Below are 22,873 nucleotides of genomic sequence, written 5' to 3' on the forward strand. Positions count from 1 at the left end.
TCATCCCCTAACTTCTGCCAGTATCTGCTCTGCTCCCCGTTCAATCAATCTCCAAGCCACTTCTTCTCCAAGACGAACCGGATCTTTGCCCGTCATTGCTTCTTTAAGAATCAGTCCGCCGTCCGGCGTGCCGACCATACCTGTTAATTGTAACGTGTTTTGTCCATTCGGGGAATCTGCATCTTGCTGCGGCACCCATACGGCATGAGCTCCAATCGGAACCTGACAGCCCCCATTCAATACACTAAGAAAGCGACGTTCAGCCAACACAGGAAATGCGGTTTCGGGATGGTTATACAATTGCAACAAGTGGAGCAGCTCCGCATCATCTTCACGGCATTCAATGCCGAGTGCCCCCTGACCTACTGCGGGAAGACAAGCTTCCTCTGACAAATATTCCGTAATCCGATCCTCCCAGCCCATTCGATACAGACCAGCGGCAGCCAAAATAATGGCGTCCAGACCTTCTGTTTCCAGCTTGCGCAGACGGGAATCAATGTTGCCACGAAGCGATTCGAGCTGCAAATCCGGACGGTATGCTTTCAATTGACTGGATCGACGCAGACTGCTCGTCCCCACTCTTGCACCTTCCGGCAATTGATCCAAAGTGAGTCCACCATTCGAAATCAGTGCGTCACGAGGATCCGCACGGCGCGGAACAGCACCGTTCGTCAACCCTTCTGGCAACTCGGAAGGCATATCCTTCATACTATGAACAGCCATATCAATTGTACGATCCATCATCGCCTGTTCAATCTCTTTGACAAACAGTCCTTTGCCTCCGACTTTGGACAGGGTTACATCGAGAATCAAATCTCCTTTTGTAACAATTTTATGTACTTCAAAATCAAAAGCTAATCCTTCCCGCTCACAAATATCACGTAAATCTTGAATTACATGGCCTGTCTGGGTCAAAGCAAGTGCGCTTTGTCTGCTTCCCACTTTAATTGTCCGCATGTCTACACGTCCTCCTGATTATGGGATATCCAGTCCCCAATTTGTTCTTCGGTCCACCACTCAAACTGACCTGCACGGATCTTTTCCAGTACATTTATTTCGGTTAAACGACGGAGTAATTTAGCTCTGACACCTGGAGAAGATACACGTGCCTTTACTTCCATCCTCATCTGATACAAAAATTCAATATATGTCTCGTACTCATCTCCGAATTGCTGTTCCAAGGTGTCACGAATTTCTGCTGCGGCCACCGGCCCTGCTCCAGCGGTCGATATCGCAATGCTCAGTCTGCCACGCCTGACCACACTTGGTGTAATAAAAGTGCTTCGCTCAGAAGATATGGCGTCATTAACCAGTATACCCGCATCTTCAGCTTCTTGGACAACCGCTGTGTTCACTTCACTATGGTCCGTTGCTGCATATACGAGAAAGGCCCCCCGCAAATCTCCATTGCGGTAGGACCGGGCCAGCCATTGAATTCGGGAATCATGATGCAATTGTTGTAACGTTGGCGTCACTTCCGGACTAATTACCTTGATTTGCGCTTCTGCATGAAGCAAACCTTTTATTTTACGTTCAGCGACACGTCCGCCTCCAACCACGCAGCAGGATTTCCCTGATATATCCACAAATATTGGCGTGTACCGTTCCATCCCTTCACTCTCCCGTCCAACGATGAAACGCTGAATACGCATTGGATAAAAAACTGATAATGACAAAGCCGTATCCGATCAGCGTCCATCTCGCCATAATAACTGTGGAGAACTGTTTTCTTCTCTTGAAAACGAAGTATCCCACATAGATCGCGATGGCAAGCCCCGTGGCAATAACCTTGAGATCCAAGAGCAGGCTCCAGCGCGTTTCGGCCACAATGGACAATACGGCAAGCATGATAGAAACACCAAGGAGAGGTGTGCCAATCAGTGTAGCCCCATCCATATATTTGCCGATCACTTCAAGACTCGGCAGTCGACGTACAGTATCATTCCATTTCTTATTCTTCAGCTTGCGGTGCAAAAACAGATATAACATGGCAAATACAGCACCTACTGTTAGAGCCGCGAAACCTAGATTGGCCAAGGTGATATGCATAATAAGCAATCCATGCACTGTCTGCCAGTTATGCAGAGATATCTCACCTGCTGTAAACCACAACCGGTTCAACACTGTAACCGAGAAACCAACCACGTTCAGCAACAAAATGACAAATTCGGAACGCTGAATCCGAGTCATCACCAGAGACACTAGCACGATGCTAAATGAAAATATAAATAAAAAATCAAACGTGGTGTAGATTGGGAAATGCCCTTCAGTTAACATACGCAAAATGACATGGAACACCTGAAGCACCCACACAACAACAAGAAACCCTGTGCCTGTCCGCTTCGCCCCCGCATTGCGTCGAATGCAGTCCGAGAAATAGAACAGTAGGCTCAGGGCATACATATAGATTAAAGCTTCATAGATTTGTTCAGCTAGGGTCAAGCTGCTCACCCGCCTTATACGCCTGCCGGAGCATAAGCCGGCACGGGGTCTTGCCGGGAATCGTTAAGATGAACGGCATCCGGTTTGCGCAGAGCCGTGGCATCGCTCTGATTTACTTTCTCAGCGGCCCCCTCTACTGCATCCTCCAGAGCAAAGATCTGAGTAAACATGCGCAGTGCTTCATCACCGTGCTTGGTGCCAGCCATTTCCTTAATCCGGTTAATCGGATCTGTCGTCATTTGATTCACGATGCTTTTGGTCAGACGACGGATAACTTTACGCTGATGTTCATCCAGTTCAGGCAATTTATTAAACAGACTATCCATCGTTTCTTCATGTATGGAAGCGCCTTTCTCCTGCAATGCCCGAATAACAGGGCGAACGCCCAACGTTTTGAGCCATTGATAATAATTTTCCATCTCAAGCTCAATCATTTTCTCGATCTTGGCAGCTTCTACCTTACGCATCTCCAAATTGCTCTCCACGATTCCTTCCAAATCATCAATATCATAAAGGAATACATTGGATAACTCACCAATCGCCGGATCGATATCTCGAGGAACAGCAATATCAATCAGGAACAGTGGACGCGATTGACGACGTTTCATGCTCTCCCGAACAACAGTGGCATCCAGTACATATCTTTCGGCCCCTGTCGAACTGATGACAATATCAACCTCGTTCAGCCGCTCCAGCGCCTGTTCCATCGTACAAGGTGTCCCCCGAAACTTCGCTGCCAATTCCTCAGCTCGCGCAAGTGTCCGATTCGCCACAATGACTTCGGAGGCTCCGTTGGTATACAGATGTTTTACCGTAAGTTCACTCATTTTGCCAGCACCCAGAATCAGCACCTTCTTATCCGTAAACATACCAAAAATACGCTTGCCTAGTTCAACAGCAGCATAACTTACAGATACCGCACTCTCTCCGATCGAGGTCTCTGAATGTGCTCGTTTGCCCAATGTAACAGCCTGTTTGAACAGCATGTTAAACCAGGTCCCCGTAGCTTTCTCTTCCTGCGCTTTGAAAAAAGCCTGTTTCACCTGTCCAAGAATTTGAGTCTCGCCAATAACCATGGAGTCCAGTCCACAAATGACACGGAACAAATGGCGCATAGCTTGATCATCTTCATATATATATAAGTGTTGCGTAAATTCTTCCCGTGGAACATTAAACCATTGTTCCATGAACGTCCGAATAAAATAACCACACATGTGAAGACGGTCTACCACAACATACAACTCGGTACGGTTACATGTGGCTACGATTACACCTTCCAATACACTCTTGGTCAGCTTGAGCTGCTGCAGCGCTTCAGACAAGTCCTTTTCTGCAAATGTGAATCGTTCCCTAACCTCTACAGGCGCCGTGCGATAATTCAAACCAACGACAACGATGTGCATTGCAAGTTCACCTGCCTAATAAATTTCCAATCAAAGTGTTTTCTACATATGTTCATCCATTTATGATTGACATGGTTAATTATATCACACATCCATACTATGACCCGGCCATTTTTATGAAATGTTTATGAAATCCCCATGTAAATCATCTTATGCATTGTCATTTATTGTAGTGTCTCACCAATCTTCACCGTTATGCGTTAAATACTTGTTTTAATGATAAAGATTCATGAAAATTCCATATAAAACAAATAGCCATGGATGACTCCATGACTATTCAGGTTTGGAATCCTATTCGTTCCATCCCGATATGTGAACAGAGATTAAAAATAACATCTAATCAAACGGAATGCAACCTCTTTTAGGAAGATCAAAAAACAAAAGATTCCGTGCCCATCAAGCTCCCAAAATTAAGAAATCCCCTTTCGCTTCTGCCTGGAATGTGCCAGATCAGAGCATTAGGGGATGGTTAGTTAGATACTTGTATAATTCACTCTTTTGGGTCAGTAGGCTTCAAGCTCAAACAGCCGTTTCTGGTGGCGCACAAGCTTTTCATCAATCTGCTGGAGTTGATCAGAAGTAGAAGCATCCATTCTTGTATCGAGTAACGAATCAACCTCGGCGTATAACCGGTTTATCTCGCGTTCAATATCTCGAGCCTGGAACACACGCTGCAATTCAAGCAACGTATTTTTGTATTCGTAGATGACACGGGTATTCTCGCCGGTCTGCTCCACAATTTTACGGACAACGCCCTGAGTATAAACATACGTCATGGTGAACTCCTCATAAATGCGATGAACAACGCCATCACCCTTAAAGGTCATAAAGAGCTTCCGGACTACGTTCGTCAGATAATGGTTTACCAGGCGGCAAGATAACTCACAGATGTAAAACCCTTCCCTACGGTCAAAAGGGAAATGAACTTCTTCTCCACTCACATCCACGAGTACAATTTCCTGGCAGCCATTCTCCATCACCTTCACACGTTGATGAATCCGGCCATCTTCTGTCATGCGCAAAAACTGATGCATCTGGGGTTCTGACAATTTCAAAGTCGCTTTAACATACTCTGTGGCTAATCGCTGAGCCATAAAAATCTCCTCAATTCTTTCCCGATTGTTTTGTCTTCCTGCACATGCGGCAGTGATCTCAAAATTCTTCAGGTCGGCAAGGCAGCTACTTTGGTACTGTTGGCACAAATGCACCTACACTCATTATACACTACCGTATAGCTATTTCACCCCAAAATAAAACAATGAATTTTCACGAAAAACCATAAAATATGGATTAAACCTTGATCTCATCAAAGATTCACCCCAGTTGCTCGCTTTCCTGCATCAACGTGTGGCGTAATCCCCGGTTATCCGTTAATTTCGTGGTCTTCGTGATTTTCCTCAGCCTGTGGCTCTTCTTCCGCTGAAGCTTGACCGATTCCGGCAAAGCGGGTGATGATCTCCCATAATTCTTCTTTCCCTAAACCTTCTTCTGATGAAAACGGTACAAACAGATCACCAGGGCGAAGATCCAAAGCTTCCTTGATGACTTTAATATGTTTGGCTCTACGCGTTTTTGGAATCTTGTCCATCTTCGTCGCTACCACAACCAAAGGTAAACCATGATGGCGAAGCCATTCATTCATCATCATGTCATCCTTGGACGGTTCATGTCTCATATCCACCATTTGCATGACCAGTTTCAATTCCTCGCGTCCCAACAAGTACTTCTCCATCATTTTGCCCCAGGCAAAGCGTTGCTCTTTGGAAACTTTAGCGTAGCCATATCCCGGGAAATCGACGAAGTAGAGATCCTGATTGATCTTATAATAGTTCAGTTGCTGTGTCTTACCAGGGGTAGAACTTGTCCGTGCCAAGTTTTTGCGATTAATCAAACGGTTGATTAAAGATGACTTCCCTACATTGGATCGTCCCGCCAAGGCAATCTCGGGCAGGCCGTCCTCGGGGTATTGTTCAGGCCGAACGGCACTGATAATAAATTCGGATTGATTTACTTTCATAATGTATCTGTCCTCTCTTGAACTCCTGTGCTCTTACTTAGAGCTGTTGTTGGTATTATGCCATGGATTGTTCTATCATACCAAAAAAACCGTTCCAGCGGACGCCAAAGCTTCCGCAGAACGGTTTACTCTTCATACGATCCCTCGTTAAACGGACTACAGGGGTATTCCTGCCTGTTCCACAAGCGCATGCTGCAGCACCTGATCCATATGGGCTACAGGAACAAATTCCACATCTTCTTTGATGCTGTCCGGAATATCCCGCAGGTCCCGTTCGTTATCCTTGGGCAATAATATTTTTTTGTAACCGGCGCGGTGAGCCGCCAGTGATTTTTCCTTAAGTCCGCCGATCGGCAACACACGGCCACGCAGCGTTATTTCGCCAGTCATGGCAATGTCTTTGGAGACATGTTTGTTTGTTAGAGCAGAGATCAACGCAGTCGCCATTGTAATTCCGGCGGATGGTCCATCCTTTGGAATGGCTCCTTCCGGAACGTGGATATGGATATCGTTCTTCTCATGGAAGTCAGACGGAATGCCAAGCTGTGCAGCTTTGGATCGGGTGTAGCTGAATGCCGCTTGAGCCGATTCCTTCATGACATCGCCAAGTTTACCTGTCAGCGTCAGCTTGCCTGTTCCAGGTACAACGGTAACCTCGATCACGAGGGTATCTCCACCCACTTCAGTCCACGCTAGTCCCGTCACCGTACCAATCTGGTCTTCCAGTTCGGCCATACCATAGCGGAATTTACCCGGACCAAGATAATCCTTTACTTCATCCGGTGTAATGTTAATCTGACCTTCCACACCAGACACGACGTTTTTGGCCGCTTTCCGGCATAATGAAGCCATCTGCTGTTCCAAATTCCGCACGCCGGACTCTCGTGTATATTCACGAATGACACGCAGCAAGCTGTCATCCCCGATATTCAGCTGATCTTCTTCCAGGCCATGGTCCTGTTTCTGTTTCGGCAGCAAATAGTTTTTGGCGATTTGCAGCTTCTCTAGCTCGGTGTACCCCGGAATATTGAGCATCTCCATCCGGTCCAGAAGTGGACGTGGAATGTTATGCACTGTATTGGCGGTTGTAATAAACATAACGTTAGATAAGTCAAACGGCAACTCTACAAAGTGATCACTAAACGTGTTGTTCTGTTCGGGATCAAGTACTTCAAGCAATGCTGCGGAAGGATCTCCGCGGAAGTCCGAAGCCATTTTATCAATCTCGTCCAGCAGGAAAACCGGATTAAGAGAACCCGCCGTCTTCATGCCCTGAATGATACGGCCTGGCATTGCACCCACATAGGTGCGACGATGACCGCGAATTTCTGCTTCATCTCGCACGCCACCCAGCGATATTCTGACGAATTCGCGTCCAAGCGATCTGGCGATGGAGCGGGCAAGTGACGTTTTCCCGACTCCTGGAGGTCCAACCAGACAGAGGATCGGTCCTTTAAGCTTTTTTACCAGCTTCTGAACAGCCAGATATTCAAGCACACGTTCTTTCGGTTTTTCCAAACCGTAGTGATCTGCATTTAGCACATCTTCAGCCTTCTGAATGTCCAGATCGTCGGCTGTCATCTGCGTCCAAGGCAGTCCCAGCAGCCAATCCACATAGTTGCGAATAACGCCGCCTTCGGCAGAACTTGATGGCATTTTCTCCAGTCGATCAATTTCTTTCTCAACCTTTTCCTTCACCTTGTCCGGCAAGCCAAGAGCCTCCATCTGATTTCGGAGCTCCTCAACCTCGCCGGCACGGCCTTCTTTCTCACCCAGCTCTTTCTGAATCGCCTTCATCTGCTCGCGCAGATAATATTCTTTCTGGGTTTTCTCCATCTGTTTCTTCACACGCTGGCTGATTTTGCGTTCAAGCTCCAGTACTTCCCGCTCATTGTTCAGGATGTCCAGCAGCTTCTCCAGCCGTTCACGAACGTCGATGGTCTCCAATATCTCCTGTTTGTCCTTGATCTTCAAGGACAGGTGACTGGTGATGACATCGGCCAAGCGACCTGGTTCTTCAATATCGGACACAGCCGCAAGTGTCTCCGGTGTAACCTTTTTGGACAGATTAATATAATTTTCGAACTGGTTCAGAACTGTACGCATCAGCGCATCCGTTTCTGGATGACTGTTCTCCTCTTCAGGAAGCTCTTGTGCCAGCACTTCATAGTATTCCTCGTTGTCCGTATATTCAATAATTTCAGCCCGTTCCAAGCCTTCCACAAGTACACGAATCGTCCCGTTTGGAAGCTTCAGCATCTGTCTGACCTTGGCAACCGTTCCGATTCTGAAAATGTCCTCTTGTGTTGGTTCTTCAATATTTACCTCGGCTTGGGAACATAGGAGAATCAAATGTTCTTCTACCATCGCTTTTTCTAAAGCCTTGACCGATTTTTCCCGGCCCACATCGAGATGCAGTACCATACTCGGGTAGACGAGAAGTCCTCTTAAAGGCAGTAAAGGAAAACGACGACCTTTCGCTTTGCTCGGTCCCATCGCTTTCGCACCTCCAATGGCTCTCAGGTTGTAGTCATTCATTATTCTATCAAATGTTCACATAAAAAACCAATGAAGGGAAGCGCTTAGCAGCTTCCCGAATCTGTAACCTGTCCTGGACGGGGCAAGTCAGCACGTAAATAGGATGCGGATGCCGGTGGAAAAATCTCCGGTGCAGGTGTCGCTGTATCCTCCGCAAGGTTGATTGGTTTGGCTTGCTCCTCATTAGGTACCCAGTCAAATACTTCTCGGAATACGTCTTCAACGGTATCGACCGGGATAACTCGTAAGCCATCCAGATTTTCAAAAATGGACTGCCAGTTCTCTGCCGGAATAATGACCGTCTTTGCACCCGCCTGGAATGCAGCCTCCACTTTGGCGAGTACACCGCCGATCGGTTTTACCCGGCCATGAATACTGATCTCGCCAGTCATCGCTGTCTCATGATCAATCGGACGCCCCTGGATGGCTGATGTAATGGCTGTGGCCATAGCAATTCCGGCAGACGGACCATCAATTGGCGTTCCACCTGGGAAGTTGACGTGTAAATCATAGTCGTTAGGACGAATGCCCATGGCCTTTAATACGGTTATCACATTTTCAACCGAACCTTTAGCCATGCTTTTTCGCCGGAGTGTGCGCGAACCGCCTCCAATCTCTTCTTCATCCACAACTCCCGTGATGTTAATTCGTCCCTGGTCTCGAAGAGCCGGAACAGCGGATACTTCGATCTCCAGAATAGTGCCCATATTCGGTCCATATACGGCCAAGCCATTCACAAAACCGATCTGTGGCCGCAAAGGCACCTTGCGATCTGGCCGGGGCTGAATCTGGCTGCTGCCAGCGACCCATTCCACATCCGACGCCTGCAGCGTTTCTCGTTTTTCGGTCAAGGCCAGCCCAGCAGCGAGCTGAATGATATTGACTGCTTCACGGCCGTTGGTTGCATAGCGCTTGACCACATCAACTGCCTCTGGACATGGACTGAATCCGATTTTCTGTACAGCGTCTTCCGCAATTTGCCCGATTTCTTCCGGCAGCAATGGACGGAAATAGACCTCCATGCACCGCGAGCGCAAGGCTGGAGGCAGTTCATGGGACGATCGAGTTGTCGCTCCGACCAGACGAAAATCGGCTGGCAGACCATTTTGAAAAATATCGTGGATATAAGCAGGAGTATGCGTGTCTTCCGAGTTATAGTACGCACTCTCCAAAAAGACCTTGCGATCCTCCAATACTTTCAGCAGTTTATTCATCTGAATAGAATGTAGTTCACCGATCTCATCAATAAAAAGCATTCCCCCATGCGCTTTTGTAACGGCACCGGGTTTCGGCTGAGGAATGCCTGCTACGCCCATCGCTCCTGCTCCCTGGTAGATCGGATCATGTACTGAACCAATCAAAGGGTCAGCAATACCCCGTTCATCAAAACGCGCCGTCGTGGCGTCGAGTTCCGTGAATTTGGCATCGGCCTTGAAGGGAGATGACGGATTCTTTTTGGCTTCTTCCAAAACCACCCTTGCCGCAGCTGTTTTACCTACCCCTGGGGGTCCATATATAATGACATGCTGTGGATTAGCACTGCATAGCGCGGCTTTAAGCGCGCGGAGTCCGTCTTTCTGCCCTACAATATCATTAATGGTTGCCGGACGTGTCTTCTCTGCCAGAGGCTTGGTGAGTGAAATAGAGCGCAACTTCCGCAGCTTCTCCAGTTCCTTGCGGGATTCACGCTCCACCGCACCGCGATTTGTTTTCTGTCCACGAAGCAAATTCCAGAAATACAAACCGATCACCACACCAAAAAATAACTGAATCATCATTATGACCATGCCTAAATCACCCATGTCTCCACATCCTCCTGTTCTGTCCCTATTCTCATATGAGATCATGCTAATACTTGGTAGTATAGCCTTTTCACCGAGACGTAAACGGGTGATCAGGAAATTGTATGTTCGAGAACAAAAAAACAGCCCGTCATTGCTGACGGACTGTACAAAACGATATATAAATCAATCAGTGCGAGCGGCCAGGAATAACTCCTGTTGCTTCATAGGACTCCACGATTTTGTCGATCTCTTTTTTCAATTCCTCAACCATGATTTCTTCCGGCACTTTACGGATCATTTTACCATGACGGAACAACAAGCCTTCTCCGCGTGCACCGGCAATACCGATATCCGCTTCCTTCGCTTCACCCGGACCGTTAACGGCACAACCCAACACCGATACTTTGATCGGCACCTTGAGCTTGGAGATATACTCTTCCACTTCATTCGCAATGGAGAACAGATCGATATCCAAACGACCACAGGTCGGGCAGGAAATCAGCGTAGCTGCATTGGAAATCAGACCAAAGGTTTTGAGCAGGTCACGAGCAACCTTGATCTCCTCAACGGGGTCCGCACTAAGCGATATCCGCATCGTTGAACCAATGCCCATGGATAACAAGGCACCCATACCGGCAGAACTTTTAATTGTACCGGAGAACAACGTACCCGCCTCGGTAATACCCAGATGCAACGGATACTTGATGATCTCAGCCGCTTTGGAATAAGCCTCGATCGCCATCGGTACATCCGATGCTTTGAGAGACACGATAATATCATGAAAATCCAATTCTTCCAGAATACCAATGTGATAAAGTGCACTTTCTACCATAGCATCAGCTGTTGGATAACCATATTTTTCAAGCAAATGGTTTTCCAGAGAACCCGCGTTTACCCCAATCCGAATCGGAATACCCTTCTCTTTACACGCTTTGACGACTTCCTCTACTTTGGAACGTTTGCCGATATTACCGGGATTAATCCGTACTTTATCGATGCCGTTCTCAATCGCTAGAAGAGCCAGTTTATAATTAAAATGGATATCCGCTACGAGCGGAATATGAATCCGTTTTTTGATTTCCTTGATGGCCGCAGCAGCTTCCTCATTGTTAACCGTTACACGCACCACTTGGCAGCCTGCTTCTTCCAAACGCAAAATCTCTGCCACGGTTGCCTCAACGTCTGCCGTTTTCGTTGTACACATGCTCTGGATGATGACCTCGTTGCTGCCACCAATCGTTAAGTTCCCCACTTTTACGGGTCGTGTATCTTGTCTTAAAAACATGAGTGATTTCTCTCCCCACAACGTCAAAGCTCCACCCTGACAGAGACATGAATTCGCCTTCTGCCAGGAGTGGAGAACTGACAAGTCTATATTTCAGTGTTGAAACGGAATGTTCACCTGTAGTTAGGCACTTTCTTCCTGCTTGTCGTCCTTGGTTTGACTCAGTTCAGGCACGACTCTCTTCTCAACGACCTCTTCGGTAATGACACAGTTCGTAACATCATCACGGGAAGGCACTTCGTACATAATCTCAAGCATAATGCCCTCGATAATTGCGCGCAGTCCACGTGCACCCGTGTTACGTTTAATGGCTTCCTTCGCAATCGCAAGCAATGCTCCTGGTTCGAACACCAGATTCACATTATCCAGCTCAAGCAGTTTTTGGTACTGCTTCGTAAGCGCATTTTTTGGCTCGGAAAGAATCCGTACCAATGTGTCTTCGTCCAGCGGCTCCAAAGTGGAGATAACTGGCAAACGACCTACAAACTCCGGAATCAGACCAAATTTCAGCAAGTCTTCCGGCAATACCATACCCAGATATTCACCTGGTTTAAGATCTTTTTGTTCCGTAACGGTGTTAAAGCCAATGACTTTTTTACCGATCCGGCGTTTGATCATTTGCTCCAGGCCGTCGAAGGCACCGCCACAAATGAACAAGATGTTCGTGGTATCAATCTGGATGAATTCCTGATGTGGATGCTTACGACCACCTTGTGGTGGTACAGAAGCTACAGTTCCTTCCAGAATTTTCAGGAGCGCCTGTTGAACACCTTCGCCCGATACATCACGTGTAATGGATGGGTTCTCGGATTTACGCGCTACTTTATCAATTTCATCGATATAAATAATGCCGCGCTCTGCTTTTTCCACATCATAATCAGCAGCTTGAATCAGCTTGAGCAGAATGTTCTCTACATCTTCACCGACATAACCTGCTTCCGTCAATGACGTTGCATCAGCAATAGCAAAAGGAACATTAAGGATTTTGGCCATCGTTTGCGCCAGCAACGTTTTACCAGAACCCGTAGGTCCTAACAGCAAAATGTTACTTTTTTGCAATTCAACGTCCTCAATCTTGCTTTGAGTATTGATCCGTTTATAGTGATTGTAAACCGCTACAGACAAAGATTTCTTCGCCTGATCCTGTCCAATGACGTACTGGTCAAGAATGTCGCGGATTTCTTTCGGTTTTGGAATATCTTTGAGGTCCAGTTCTTCGTCATGACCGAGCTCTTCCTCTACGATTTCAGTGCACAGTTCGATACATTCATCACAAATGTAAACGCCCGGTCCAGCGACCAGCTTGCGCACCTGTTCCTGAGATTTACCGCAAAAAGAGCATTTCAATTGCCCTTTCTCATCGTTAAATTTAAACATGAAACCACCCCTTTAGGAATTGATCGGTCTGCTGAGCACCTGGTCAATAATGCCGTACGCTTTGGCTTCTTCAGCACTCATGAAAAAGTCACGGTCTGTGTCCCGCTCGATTTTCTCAAGGGGCTGACCTGTACGATCGACGTATATTTGATTCAGTTTTTGACGTGTTTTAATAATCCATTCTGCGTGAATTTTGATATCCGCAGCCTGTCCTTGAACGCCGCCAAGCGGCTGATGAATCATCACTTCGCTGTTAGTCAGCGCGTATCGTTTGCCAGGAGCACCAGCTGTCAGCAATAACGAGCCCATGCTTGCTGCCATACCTACGCAAATGGTCGATACATCCGGCTTGATATATTGCATCGTATCGTATATACCCATCCCTGCGGTGACAGAACCACCAGGTGAATTAATGTACAAGCTGATATCCTTCTCAGGATCGTCGGCTGCCAAAAACAAAAGCTGCGCTATGACAAGATTGGCTACATCGTCATCAATCGCACTGGTTAGAAAGATAATGCGATCCTTCAGCAAACGCGAATATATATCGTAAGAACGCTCGCCTCGATTGGTTTGTTCTACAACCATTGGCACCAGACTCATGAGACCAACCTCTTTTCTACATGTAATTAGACATAGGCTACCTGTAAAGCAAACCCAAATTCATTCTAACACGTTCCTGTGACAATGTCATTTTTCACAAGTGGTGTCAAGACAGCGTGAGTTTACTTTTTTGCCTGATCATATTTAACCATGTTTTCTATGTATGTGCAAATCGGAGCAATCCTATGCCGTTTCACCTTTTTTTATTTGCAGGAGAACCATAGCACATTGGATATGCATAACCAATACCGCAGCAAACCCCATCCATATTATTACTGAATCCTCTATAAAATGGATGCCATAATTTAAAAATAAGGCACGCAATGATTCACGTGCCTTATCGTTTATTCAGCTGTTCATTACATAACAGCTTGTCTTATTTTTCGTCAGCTTCTGCAGCAACTTCTTCAGCTGGAGCTTCAACAGCTTCAACGACTTTACTGTTCTCAACGAGAACATCGATCGTTTTACGCAGTTTCACTTCGTCACGAAGGCTGTCCAGGGAACCATTACCCTCGAGAATGCCACGAATCTCTTCAGCAGGACGCTTGTAAGACTCAGCCATTTTTTCGAGTTCTTGGTTAACTTCTTCGTCAGACACTTCGATGTTTTCCGCTTTACCAACTGCTTCAAGAACCAAGTTGTTACGAACACGTTTGGAAGCATCTTCCTGCATTTGTCCTCTCAGGTCAGCTTGTGTTTGACCGGAGAAGCTCAGGAACATTTCCAGGTTCATACCTTGGTTGCGCAGACGGTTGTCGAAATCACGCATCATGTTTTGTACTTCGCTGTCAACCATTGCAGAAGGAATGTCCACTTCAGCATTTTCAGCCACTTTTTCTACAACAGCATTTTCTTGAGCTGCTTTGGCTTCGTCTGCTTTACGGGATTCCAATTGTTTTTTCAGATCAGCTTTGTACTCTTCAAGCGTATCGAATTCACTAACATCTTTTGCAAACTCGTCATCCAATTCAGGAAGCTGTTTACGTTTGATTTCATGTACTTTCACTTTGAATACCGCTTGTTTGCCAGCCAGTTCAGCTGCATGGTAGCTCTCTGGGAAAGTTACTTCAACGTCTTTGAAGTCGCCTGTGGAAAGACCCACAACCTGCTCTTCAAATCCTGGGATGAATGTGTTGGAACCAAGTTCCAGGGAATAACGCTCAGCTTGTCCGCCTTCGAACGGTACACCATCAACGGAACCGTCAAAGTCGATTACAGCAACATCGCCGTTTTGTGCAGAACCTTCGTCGATCACAACGAGTTCTGCGTGACGTTGTTGAAGACGCTCGAGCTCTTCAGTCACTTCTACATCCGTTACTTCATGTTTGGCTACAGCAACTTCAACGCCTTTGTAGTCACCCAGTGTAACTTCAGGTTTAACGGTTACTTTCGCTTTGAACTTGAATACTTGTCCTTTAGCGAATTGTTCGATATCTACATCAGGACGATCAACCGGGAAGATATCCGTTTGGTCGATTGCTTCTGTGTAAGCTTCAGGAAGCAAAATGTCGATTGCTTCTTGATACAGGCTTTCCACACCAAAACGAGCTTCGAAAATTGGACGTGGAACTTTACCTTTACGGAATCCAGGTACGTTTGCTTGTTTAACGACTTTATTAAAAGCTTTGTCGAGTGCTGCAGTTACACGATCTGCACCCACTTCAACCTCAAGAACCCCAAGGTTCTTCTCTATCTTTTCCCAAGTTGCTTTCATTGTATACTTTCCCCTCCAAAATTCGCATGTTCACGTAGGCAATCACGTACAAAATAACCATTTTAGTATAAACAAGATTAGATTCTTTTTCAAGGGGAATCCCTTGATACGGTTTGAGGAAAACGTTTCCGGCTCCTATTGACCGTCCAAACCCGCCGAAACAAACTGCTTCATCGATCGATATGCTTGCTCCAGACGAAAGCGCATCGCCCCTGTCACAGCATACATTGAGCGAGTATCTTCCTCGTCATGGGAACCGCCCAGACTGTCTGCAACGGTCATATGTAGAGCGGCTGCCCATATGTCTGTCATGGAATCATTTTCTTCCAGCATCGACATATAATCACGGGTTCCGTACACGGCCATGACATATTGAATCCACAGTTCTTGTGCAAAATAAAAGAGCGTAGGTTCATGAACCTCCGTCTGATCTGCAACTCTTTCCAGAATCTGAACAATCTGAATCGGGAAATCCTCGGGTCTAAGCGGAACAGTATCAATCTCCACTTCAACCGGCTCTTCCCCACGAGTAAATGTAATAATGCCATGGACACCTCGGCGGCGTAATGTCTGAAGCACACGGAACTGAAGCAAGGGATGCAGTGTCTTGTCTTGGAGCCAACCGGTAAGCGAATCATCAATTTCTGGCCGATCGAGATACGCAAGCTGCTCCAGCGCCAGCATGGTTTGTTCAGATAAAGGTTCCTCCATCACGGTACGAAGCAGTTTATCCGCATAGCCATCATCCTGCTCAAGCTTAGAGCGGGCATGTTGGCGGGCCATGTCCTCTTCACTGATTTCCTCTTCTTCACGCTCTTCGTGCACCACGGGTAAATCTTCCCCAAAATGAGGGAAAGCAGCTTCAAGCCATTCGAGTAATGCTCGCCATTCATCGTAATGCCGTTCTTCCTGCCCTTGGCATTGCAGCAAAAAGCGAAGCAGATCCATCGCTTCACCATATCGTTCATTTTCTAGCATAACCGTCAATTGAATCTGGTAATAGTCCAGCGTCTTAGGAAACAGCACGATATTGTTACTGTGCTCGGTTTCCGGGGTCGTGGATTCCTTAATAGGAGCACCTCCTCTGTATCCTGAATCTCCAGTCGCAATCAACCATAAATAGATGTATATTAAACGAAAGTCGATCTATTTTTTGAGTTCTTCTGATATTCTAACATAACCTTAAATATAATGAAAAAAACGTTACTGCCGCCAAATATCATATACGAAAAATAGTTTAAAATAAAATGTTTGATATTCATCATTATTTATGATAAAATCAATTTTGCTTGAAAAATTTCATGTCTCAGTAGCTCAGCTGGATAGAGCAACGCCCTTCTAAGGCGTCGGTCGGGGGTTCGAATCCCTCCTGGGACGTAATAAAGAAAGCTTCCTTCGGGAAGCTTTTTTTGCGTTCTAGGATGATTGAATACGTTAATCGGCTGATGTTGACACGGGATGTTATGCTTGTTTGTGTATAGGTATGTATCAATGTATACATATTAGACAAATAAACTATAGGAGATTTACCATACCATGCCCTCATCTTTACACCAAAACTCACCTGACCGCTCTGCAGTCGATAATTCATCGTCAGCATCCATGAAACTTGGGCTTTTGCTGGCAGGCATTATCGTTATTGCAGCGACCATGCGTTCACCTATTACGGCAACAGGTCCAATTGTGGAACTAATTCGTACAGATACCGGAATAAGTCATACAATGGCAGGCTTGCTTACCTCTCTCCCTTTACTTGCCTTCGCGGCAATTTCTCCGTTTGCTCCAAAACTGGCGCGAAGATTCGGACTAGAAACCGCCCTGTTAACTGCCATAATTCTTGTGACCATAGGTGTAGCCCTCCGGTTTATGCCCTCTGTTCCCGTTCTCTTCATAGGAACAGCGATCCTTGGATGCGGCATTGCCCTGAGCAACGTATTGCTGCCCAGTCTAATCAAGCGAGATTTCCCATTGCGAGTAGGGCTCGTTACCGGCCTCTATTCCGTGTCCATGAATATATGGGGCGCTATCGCCTCAGGAATCAGTGTTCCCGCGGCAGGCTTAACCTCCATGGGATGGCACGCTTCACTGGGCATGTGGGCTATATTGTCTATTCTGGCCCTCATTCTCTGGCTGCCTCATGTCCGTTCTGGGCGTCGCGCCGAAGTTTACGTGTCTTCGAGAACAGAAGCGAAGCCGGTTCGTCTAATCACATCTTCCTTAGCCTGGCATGTCACACTATTCATGGGATTGCAATCTTTAATTTTTTACACGACAATTACCTGGCTGCCTGAGGTTCTATCTGATCAGGGTTTCAGTTCCTCTTCAGCGGGCTGGATGTTGTCTCTGATGCAAATGGTTAGTGTTCCGGTAACGTTCATCGTTCCCATTCTGGCTGGACGAATGAAGGATCAACGTAAGTTGACAGCAATCACAGGCTCTTGTCTGATTCTGGGATATGCATTCCTTTTAAGCGGCATTTCCTCTCTCGTAACCGTCGGTGTTGCTTTGGCTGGTGTTGGAGCCGGGGCTTCGTTCGGACTTGTAACCATGTTTTTTGTACTGCGTACGTCCGATGCAAGACAGGCTGCGGGACTTTCAGGTATGGCTCAATCCTTTGGATACATGCTGGCGGCCGTCGGACCGTTGCTGTTCGGCGTGCTTCATGATTGGACACAAGGATGGACCCTTCCACTGCTGGTACAGGTTCTCCTTGCCATTGTATTACTGATCGCAGGTATAAATGCCAGCAAGAATCGAGTGATCGGTTAGATTAATTTACGCTCCCCTCATGAGTGACAGGCTAACAAAACCCGTCTTTCTAAGGGGGCGTTTTATTTATGACGCACTTTCATGCGAACTATATTCAATTCACAACTTAACAGGACCAAGAGTAGTCATCCATTTACGAGGCAAAAAAATAATAAAACGGCCTCCATCCTGTGAGTTCAGGATGAAGACCGCATATGCGAATAACAATTCCTTCAATTATTTAGTACCGAAGAACTTACTTCACTTTTACCGTGATCTTGTCCGTGCTGGTGACACCAGCTGCGTTGATTAACTCAGCCCGGTACGTATACGTGCCGGAAGTGCGCCCAGTCAGCGAAGTAACAGCACTTTGCGCATTAGGCGTAACCGCCTTGAGTGCTTGGGTGTCGATCAACTTATCATTTTCGTAGAGCCGGTATTCCGTGGCATTGGTTCCCCACCACAAGTTCATAGTAACCTTATAATTGCCGTCGCCATCCCAGTTGTCTTGAGAGAGAACTGCTTTGCCTGGCGATGCGTTGGTAACCTTGACTGTCAGTGTCTGACTCCGCGTGGTCCCTTTATCGTTCGTTAGCTCGGCTACGTACGTATAGGCGCCATTGGCTTTGCCAGTGATCTTCGTTTGGGCAAACTGTGCCAGAGGCGCATTGTAGGTCAACTTCTGCGTATCGATCAAAACCCCGTCCTCATAAAGCTTGTAGCTGGTGGCGTTCTCGCCCCACCACAGGTTCATGGTAACGATATATGAGCCTTCGCTCAGGCCATTACCAACCCAATTATTATGAGACAACACAGGTGTTCCAGGCGCTTTGACAGCTGGAGTTTCCGGCTCAGTCTCCTTGGATTTCAAACTCAGAGCCGTAGTGGCCTTACCAGAAAGCCCTTGTTGGTCTTTTACCGTAAGTTCAACAGCATATTCACCTGCTTGGATGCCTTCTAAAGGAAGTGTGAAGCTACCATCAGGTTTTACTTCAAATACACCCTCCTTGTAAATCGAACCATCCTCTTTTTTCAGGACGTACGTTGCTTTCAAGGCAGCCGCTGGATCAAACTCAATGTTCCAGTTCTCTTTAAGTGAAGGAGCAACACGGAAGTACAAATCCTCCACGCTGCCATCAATAACAACAGATTCATCTTGCTTGAATTCCAACTTATCCGGTGCTGTTACAACCGGCGCTGCTTTTTTCACCAAGAATGGAGAAGTATCTTCGATATACGTTTTGCCATCCACACCGATTGTAGTGATGTCAACCGTATAAAGACCATCTGGAATAGTCGTTACCTCGTCGGTAGTGTAGTCAGCATACTGTCCATCCCAAGCCAGAGTATATCTTGTGTTGGCAGCGAAATTGTAGTAGTTCCCAAAAATAGATCCAATATATCCATCACCATAATAGCCCCCCTCAGGGTTAAGGCCATCAAAGATCTCAATAAGGGCAAAATTCATCGGATTATAGAATTCCATAGCTACATTAAGTGTATCCAGGGTACCATCCGACTTCAATGGATAATGGAACGGGTTCTTCTCTGTACCTTTGACAGTCTCAATGTATTTAACGCCTGCCAGGGTAAGGTTGAAATGTGCGACATACGGAACCGTAAATATGTCCGTTCCATTAGACAACTGAAGGTATCCTTGCGCTTCTGTTACCGCAGTAACACCTTTTGGAACTGTAATGGTAACCTGCAACTCTTCCTCACCATTCAGTGTAAAAGAGCTCTTGTCCACCGCAACGGATACACCAGGTACCGTACGTGTTGGATTCACGCTTACAGTGTAGTTTCCACCACTGCCATTCAGCGACTCCACTTTGATCGTTTTGCTGATGGTTTTTTCGTCCGTGCTCAGGAAGTTGCCGAAATTGACACTACCTGTAACATTAGGCTTCTCGACAGCCACGCCATTCTCTGTGTATTTCGTAACGTCCAATACTTTAACAAATGCAGCAGGATCAATCGTTTTTACTGCTTGAATACGTCCTGCACCTTGATCAAACACATCGTATTTTGTCGTGTCGAGAACTTTACTATTGTTCATGAGTGCAACTTTGATATCAAAAGGTGTCCAGTCACTGTGCTTCTCAATCAACAGGGCAACCAGTCCAGCAACATGCGGTGTAGCCATACTTGTACCTGATTTACGATCATAAGCCTGTGAATAATCTGCTCCAGGCTCGTCCTTGCCATAGGCAGGAACTGTAGAGAGAATGCTGGTACCCGGTGCAACTACATCCGGTTTGATATCCAGAGTCACCTTGGCTGGTCCGCGGGAGCTGGATGCATTCATTTCATCGCCAGCCGTTTGACCTTTAATAAAGTCACTGAAGCTTACTTCAACACGTTGACCGGCATCCAGTTCAGCCTTGATACTTTCTCCATCTTCCTTCGACATGCTCAAGGTTGGAATAAGTTCAAAATTATCTCCCAAACTTACGCCGATCGGGCCTGGAATATTGTTATATACGATAATAGCAACTGCACCAGCAGCTTTGGCATTGGCTACTTTCTCCACAAATGCCAGCTCACCGCGCTGAACAAAAGCCACTTTGCCTGTAAAATCCTTGCCTTCAAAGTCGGTCGCTTTACCCAACCCTGCAAATACCAGCCCATATTGATCTGTCAAAACGGATTCCGGATCTGCCGACAGGCTCCAGCCCATCACATCAAGTCGGTACACCGACTCAGTAACAGCCTGTGGATTTGGCTCTGTTCCAGTTGGAGCAGTAGCAGGCTCTTCTTTCACAGGTGCAACCTCTGGAGAGGTTTCGACTGGTGCCGAAGGTGATGCTGGTTGAACACCCTCTTCGGATTGGCTGGCTTCCACATCTAAAGCTGTAGCATCAGCAGACGCTGTTCCAGACAATGCCGCTTCGTTTGTTGATGAAGCTTCTTCGCTTGTCGCGTCTTCCGATGTCGCTGATGGTTCGCCTTGAGCCGGAACTTCAGACGTATCCGTACCCGGTGCTGTTCCCAGTTCAGGAGATGGCTCAACTTCGGGGACAGGTTGTTCTTCAGGAAGTATACCTTTACCTTCCTCACCAATCCAGAAATGAGTGTTGGCTGTAATGGTTTGGCTAGGACCTGTGGAGTTACCTACAGTGATGGCCATAGCCGATGCCCCTGGGGAGCCCAATGTATAGCGGTTAGGACCACTGTTACCACTCGCCACAACTGCTGTCACGCCAGACAACATAGCATTGTTAAGAGCAACCGACGTAATATAACTCGGATCATTGGCAGCGTTACCCAGCGAGAGATTGATTACGTCCATACCATCAGCAACGGAACGATCAATTCCCCCTAGTACCCATGAGGTTTGTCCACTGCCATAGGGTCCAAGAACACGATAGGCATAGATATCAGCTTCGGGAGCAACCCCGACAATGCCGTATTCTCCTGCTTCACGAGCTGCAATTGTACCCGCTACGTGAGTACCATGGGAAGTATAATACGCGCTTCCGGTTTCATTGAATTCCGGTTGACCCGAAGCCTTCCATTCTTCATGCGTCGTTTCGTAAGGATCATTGTCATTTCCTACGAAATCCCATCCACCTTTGTAGGCTTCTTGCAAATTAGGATGCTCATAATCGATTCCCGTATCAATAACACCAACTTTGACACCTTTTCCTTTGTATCCCAGATTCCATACTTCAGGGGCGCCAATAAATGGTGCAGTATCTTTCATATAAGGGTTTACTTCATCTGTTTCCGGGGCTACGGTAATTTCAAGGTCAGGGTATACACTGACTACGCCCGGTATGCGAAGCAACTGTCCCAATTGGTTACCCTTAAGTTCGATGGCTACACCATTGAGGGCATATGCGTAATTTTCCAATACTTCGTGTTTGATTTTATTCTGAGTGAGGCTATGTACAAATGACTGTTGTTGTTGTTCGACTTGTGTCACAGCCTTTGTTTCCATAGAGGAGGTAAAAGATTTTCCTGAGAGGGTAGATTCGCCTTGCGCAACAGCAACTGGTTTATTGGAGAGCTCAACAATTACTCTTGTTTTCTCTCCCCCAAGACCTTCCAAGCTCTTGTCCAAAAATGGATCTGCTGCAAGCTTTCCTTCCCGCTGGGCAAGAATCTCTCTCCATTGTGTGGCTTCGGCCTTGCTTAGCGAATTCTCAAGCTGGACACTTACAGGAGCGGCTCCGGCCGCTGGCATGATGATAGAAAAAGTCATTAGGATACTTAACAATATGGATATCAATCGTTTATTCAAGGCTATGCCCCTCCTTCTCAATATAAAAATACCTCACCAATTGCTTGGGTCCTGCTATGACAAGTACTGCAATACCTGTGACAACTCACCGCCCTATCTGCAAGAAGATTGACCCTTGGTAAATTATTCTACTAAAATAGCACATTTTCCTTCTAAATAATTACAAATATGATATCAAAATTACTTATATGGTTCTTGAGTAAGAGAAAAGCGTGAAATTGTATTTATTTGTCGATTGAATATTTCAATTTTTAAAATACGGCATAGGAAAAAAGACCAAGAGCCTCTTCATTATGAAAGAGATTCCTAGTCTAATTTTGATTAATGGATTTCATGAAAAATATGCTATTAATTCATTTAACAAAGATACATCTTTTAATTATTTAACTGCGCGGCTTCACTGCTTCAATTCGAAGACGCTTATAATCGGCATAGATTGCATCTTCTTTCCAGAGCTTCGGCACAACGATTTGGCTCGTTTCACGACAGATTCTCCGAATTTGCTCCTGACTCAACCCATCAAAATAGTCCCCTCCAAAATGAGCCAACCAGCCCTCTATACCCTGTTCACCATCCGCCAGTCTGGTAGGACGGTCATAGTGGTAGGCCTGTCGAACTAAAACCAGCTAATGTTTGTCAAGCATTTCTTGTTGGATGAGTTCTTTTTTCGTGTTATACTTTTTCCGACCAACACGAATAACCTCCACTGCTAT

The 22,873-nt window shown here is 46.4% G+C and carries 16 protein-coding genes and 1 tRNA gene; 2 read left to right on the plus strand and 15 right to left on the minus strand.

The genetic code is table 11. The annotated features are described in order from the left end of the window. The 13 genes from hemC to BMW94_RS28505 all read right to left on the minus strand — a co-directional run bounded on the left by hemC (position 1) and on the right by BMW94_RS28505 (position 16,144). Positions 1-957: a hydroxymethylbilane synthase gene (hemC, locus tag BMW94_RS28445; protein WP_091001983.1), complete on the minus strand. Its 957-nt coding sequence runs from the start codon at positions 955-957 to the stop codon at positions 1-3. 2 nt (positions 958-959) lie between these two features. Continuing rightward, positions 960-1,610, minus strand: coding sequence for a precorrin-2 dehydrogenase/sirohydrochlorin ferrochelatase family protein (locus tag BMW94_RS28450; protein ID WP_091001984.1), 651 nt, complete (start codon positions 1,608-1,610; stop codon positions 960-962). Positions 1,611-1,614: 4 nt separating this feature from the next. Then, the gene (gene ccsA / locus BMW94_RS28455) at positions 1,615-2,403 is read right to left on the minus strand and encodes a cytochrome c biogenesis protein CcsA (RefSeq protein WP_091001998.1); all 789 of its coding nucleotides are present in this window, start codon (positions 2,401-2,403) and stop codon (positions 1,615-1,617) included. A 53-nt stretch (positions 2,404-2,456) separates the two neighbouring features. After that, positions 2,457-3,845 (minus strand): glutamyl-tRNA reductase, encoded by a 1,389-nt coding sequence (gene hemA, locus BMW94_RS28460; protein WP_091001985.1) that lies wholly within the window; start codon positions 3,843-3,845, stop codon positions 2,457-2,459. A 503-nt stretch (positions 3,846-4,348) separates the two neighbouring features. Continuing rightward, on the minus strand, positions 4,349-4,939 hold the full coding sequence (locus tag BMW94_RS28465) for a non-ribosomal peptide synthetase module (protein WP_091001986.1): 591 nt from the start codon (positions 4,937-4,939) through the stop codon (positions 4,349-4,351). 269 nt (positions 4,940-5,208) lie between these two features. Further along, entirely contained in the window at positions 5,209-5,862 is a 654-nt protein-coding gene (gene yihA, locus BMW94_RS28470; protein WP_091001987.1) for a ribosome biogenesis GTP-binding protein YihA/YsxC, read from the minus strand. 156 nt (positions 5,863-6,018) lie between these two features. Continuing rightward, positions 6,019-8,358, minus strand: a complete 2,340-nt coding sequence (gene lon / locus BMW94_RS28475) for an endopeptidase La (RefSeq protein WP_091001988.1) — start codon at positions 8,356-8,358, stop codon at positions 6,019-6,021. An 86-nt stretch (positions 8,359-8,444) separates the two neighbouring features. Next, entirely contained in the window at positions 8,445-10,202 is a 1,758-nt protein-coding gene (gene lonB / locus BMW94_RS28480; protein ID WP_091001989.1) for an ATP-dependent protease LonB, read from the minus strand. Between the two features lie 169 nt (positions 10,203-10,371). Beyond that, positions 10,372-11,469 (minus strand): flavodoxin-dependent (E)-4-hydroxy-3-methylbut-2-enyl-diphosphate synthase, encoded by a 1,098-nt coding sequence (gene ispG / locus BMW94_RS28485; RefSeq protein WP_091001990.1) that lies wholly within the window; start codon positions 11,467-11,469, stop codon positions 10,372-10,374. Between the two features lie 123 nt (positions 11,470-11,592). Further along, on the minus strand, positions 11,593-12,846 hold the full coding sequence (gene clpX, locus BMW94_RS28490; protein WP_091001991.1) for an ATP-dependent protease ATP-binding subunit ClpX: 1,254 nt from the start codon (positions 12,844-12,846) through the stop codon (positions 11,593-11,595). Between the two features lie 12 nt (positions 12,847-12,858). Further along, positions 12,859-13,449: an ATP-dependent Clp endopeptidase proteolytic subunit ClpP gene (gene clpP / locus BMW94_RS28495; RefSeq protein WP_091001992.1), complete on the minus strand. Its 591-nt coding sequence runs from the start codon at positions 13,447-13,449 to the stop codon at positions 12,859-12,861. A gap of 376 nt (positions 13,450-13,825) precedes the next feature. Further along, complete coding sequence (gene tig, locus BMW94_RS28500; protein ID WP_091001993.1) at positions 13,826-15,166, minus strand: trigger factor; 1,341 nt, start codon at positions 15,164-15,166, stop codon at positions 13,826-13,828. Between the two features lie 135 nt (positions 15,167-15,301). Beyond that, on the minus strand, positions 15,302-16,144 hold the full coding sequence (locus tag BMW94_RS28505) for a hypothetical protein (RefSeq protein WP_091001999.1): 843 nt from the start codon (positions 16,142-16,144) through the stop codon (positions 15,302-15,304). A gap of 325 nt (positions 16,145-16,469) precedes the next feature. On the opposite strand from BMW94_RS28505, the gene BMW94_RS28510 reads away from it, so the two are divergent. Next, positions 16,470-16,543 (plus strand) — tRNA-Arg (locus BMW94_RS28510). A gap of 159 nt (positions 16,544-16,702) precedes the next feature. Beyond that, positions 16,703-17,935, plus strand: a complete 1,233-nt coding sequence (locus tag BMW94_RS28515) for a CynX/NimT family MFS transporter (RefSeq protein WP_091001994.1) — start codon at positions 16,703-16,705, stop codon at positions 17,933-17,935. A 235-nt stretch (positions 17,936-18,170) separates the two neighbouring features. On the opposite strand, the gene BMW94_RS28520 is transcribed toward BMW94_RS28515, so the two are convergent. Together BMW94_RS28520 and BMW94_RS28525 are read right to left on the minus strand one after the other, a co-directional pair. Next, the gene (locus tag BMW94_RS28520) at positions 18,171-22,160 is read right to left on the minus strand and encodes a S8 family serine peptidase (RefSeq protein WP_091001995.1); all 3,990 of its coding nucleotides are present in this window, start codon (positions 22,158-22,160) and stop codon (positions 18,171-18,173) included. Positions 22,161-22,543: 383 nt separating this feature from the next. Continuing rightward, on the minus strand, positions 22,544-22,708 hold the full coding sequence (locus tag BMW94_RS28525) for a hypothetical protein (RefSeq protein ID WP_175480876.1): 165 nt from the start codon (positions 22,706-22,708) through the stop codon (positions 22,544-22,546). Positions 22,709-22,873 lie beyond the last annotated feature (165 nt).

It is taken from the genome of Paenibacillus sp. OK003, from assembly GCF_900109515.1.
GTDB classification, from domain to species: domain Bacteria; phylum Bacillota; class Bacilli; order Paenibacillales; family Paenibacillaceae; genus Paenibacillus; species Paenibacillus marchantiae.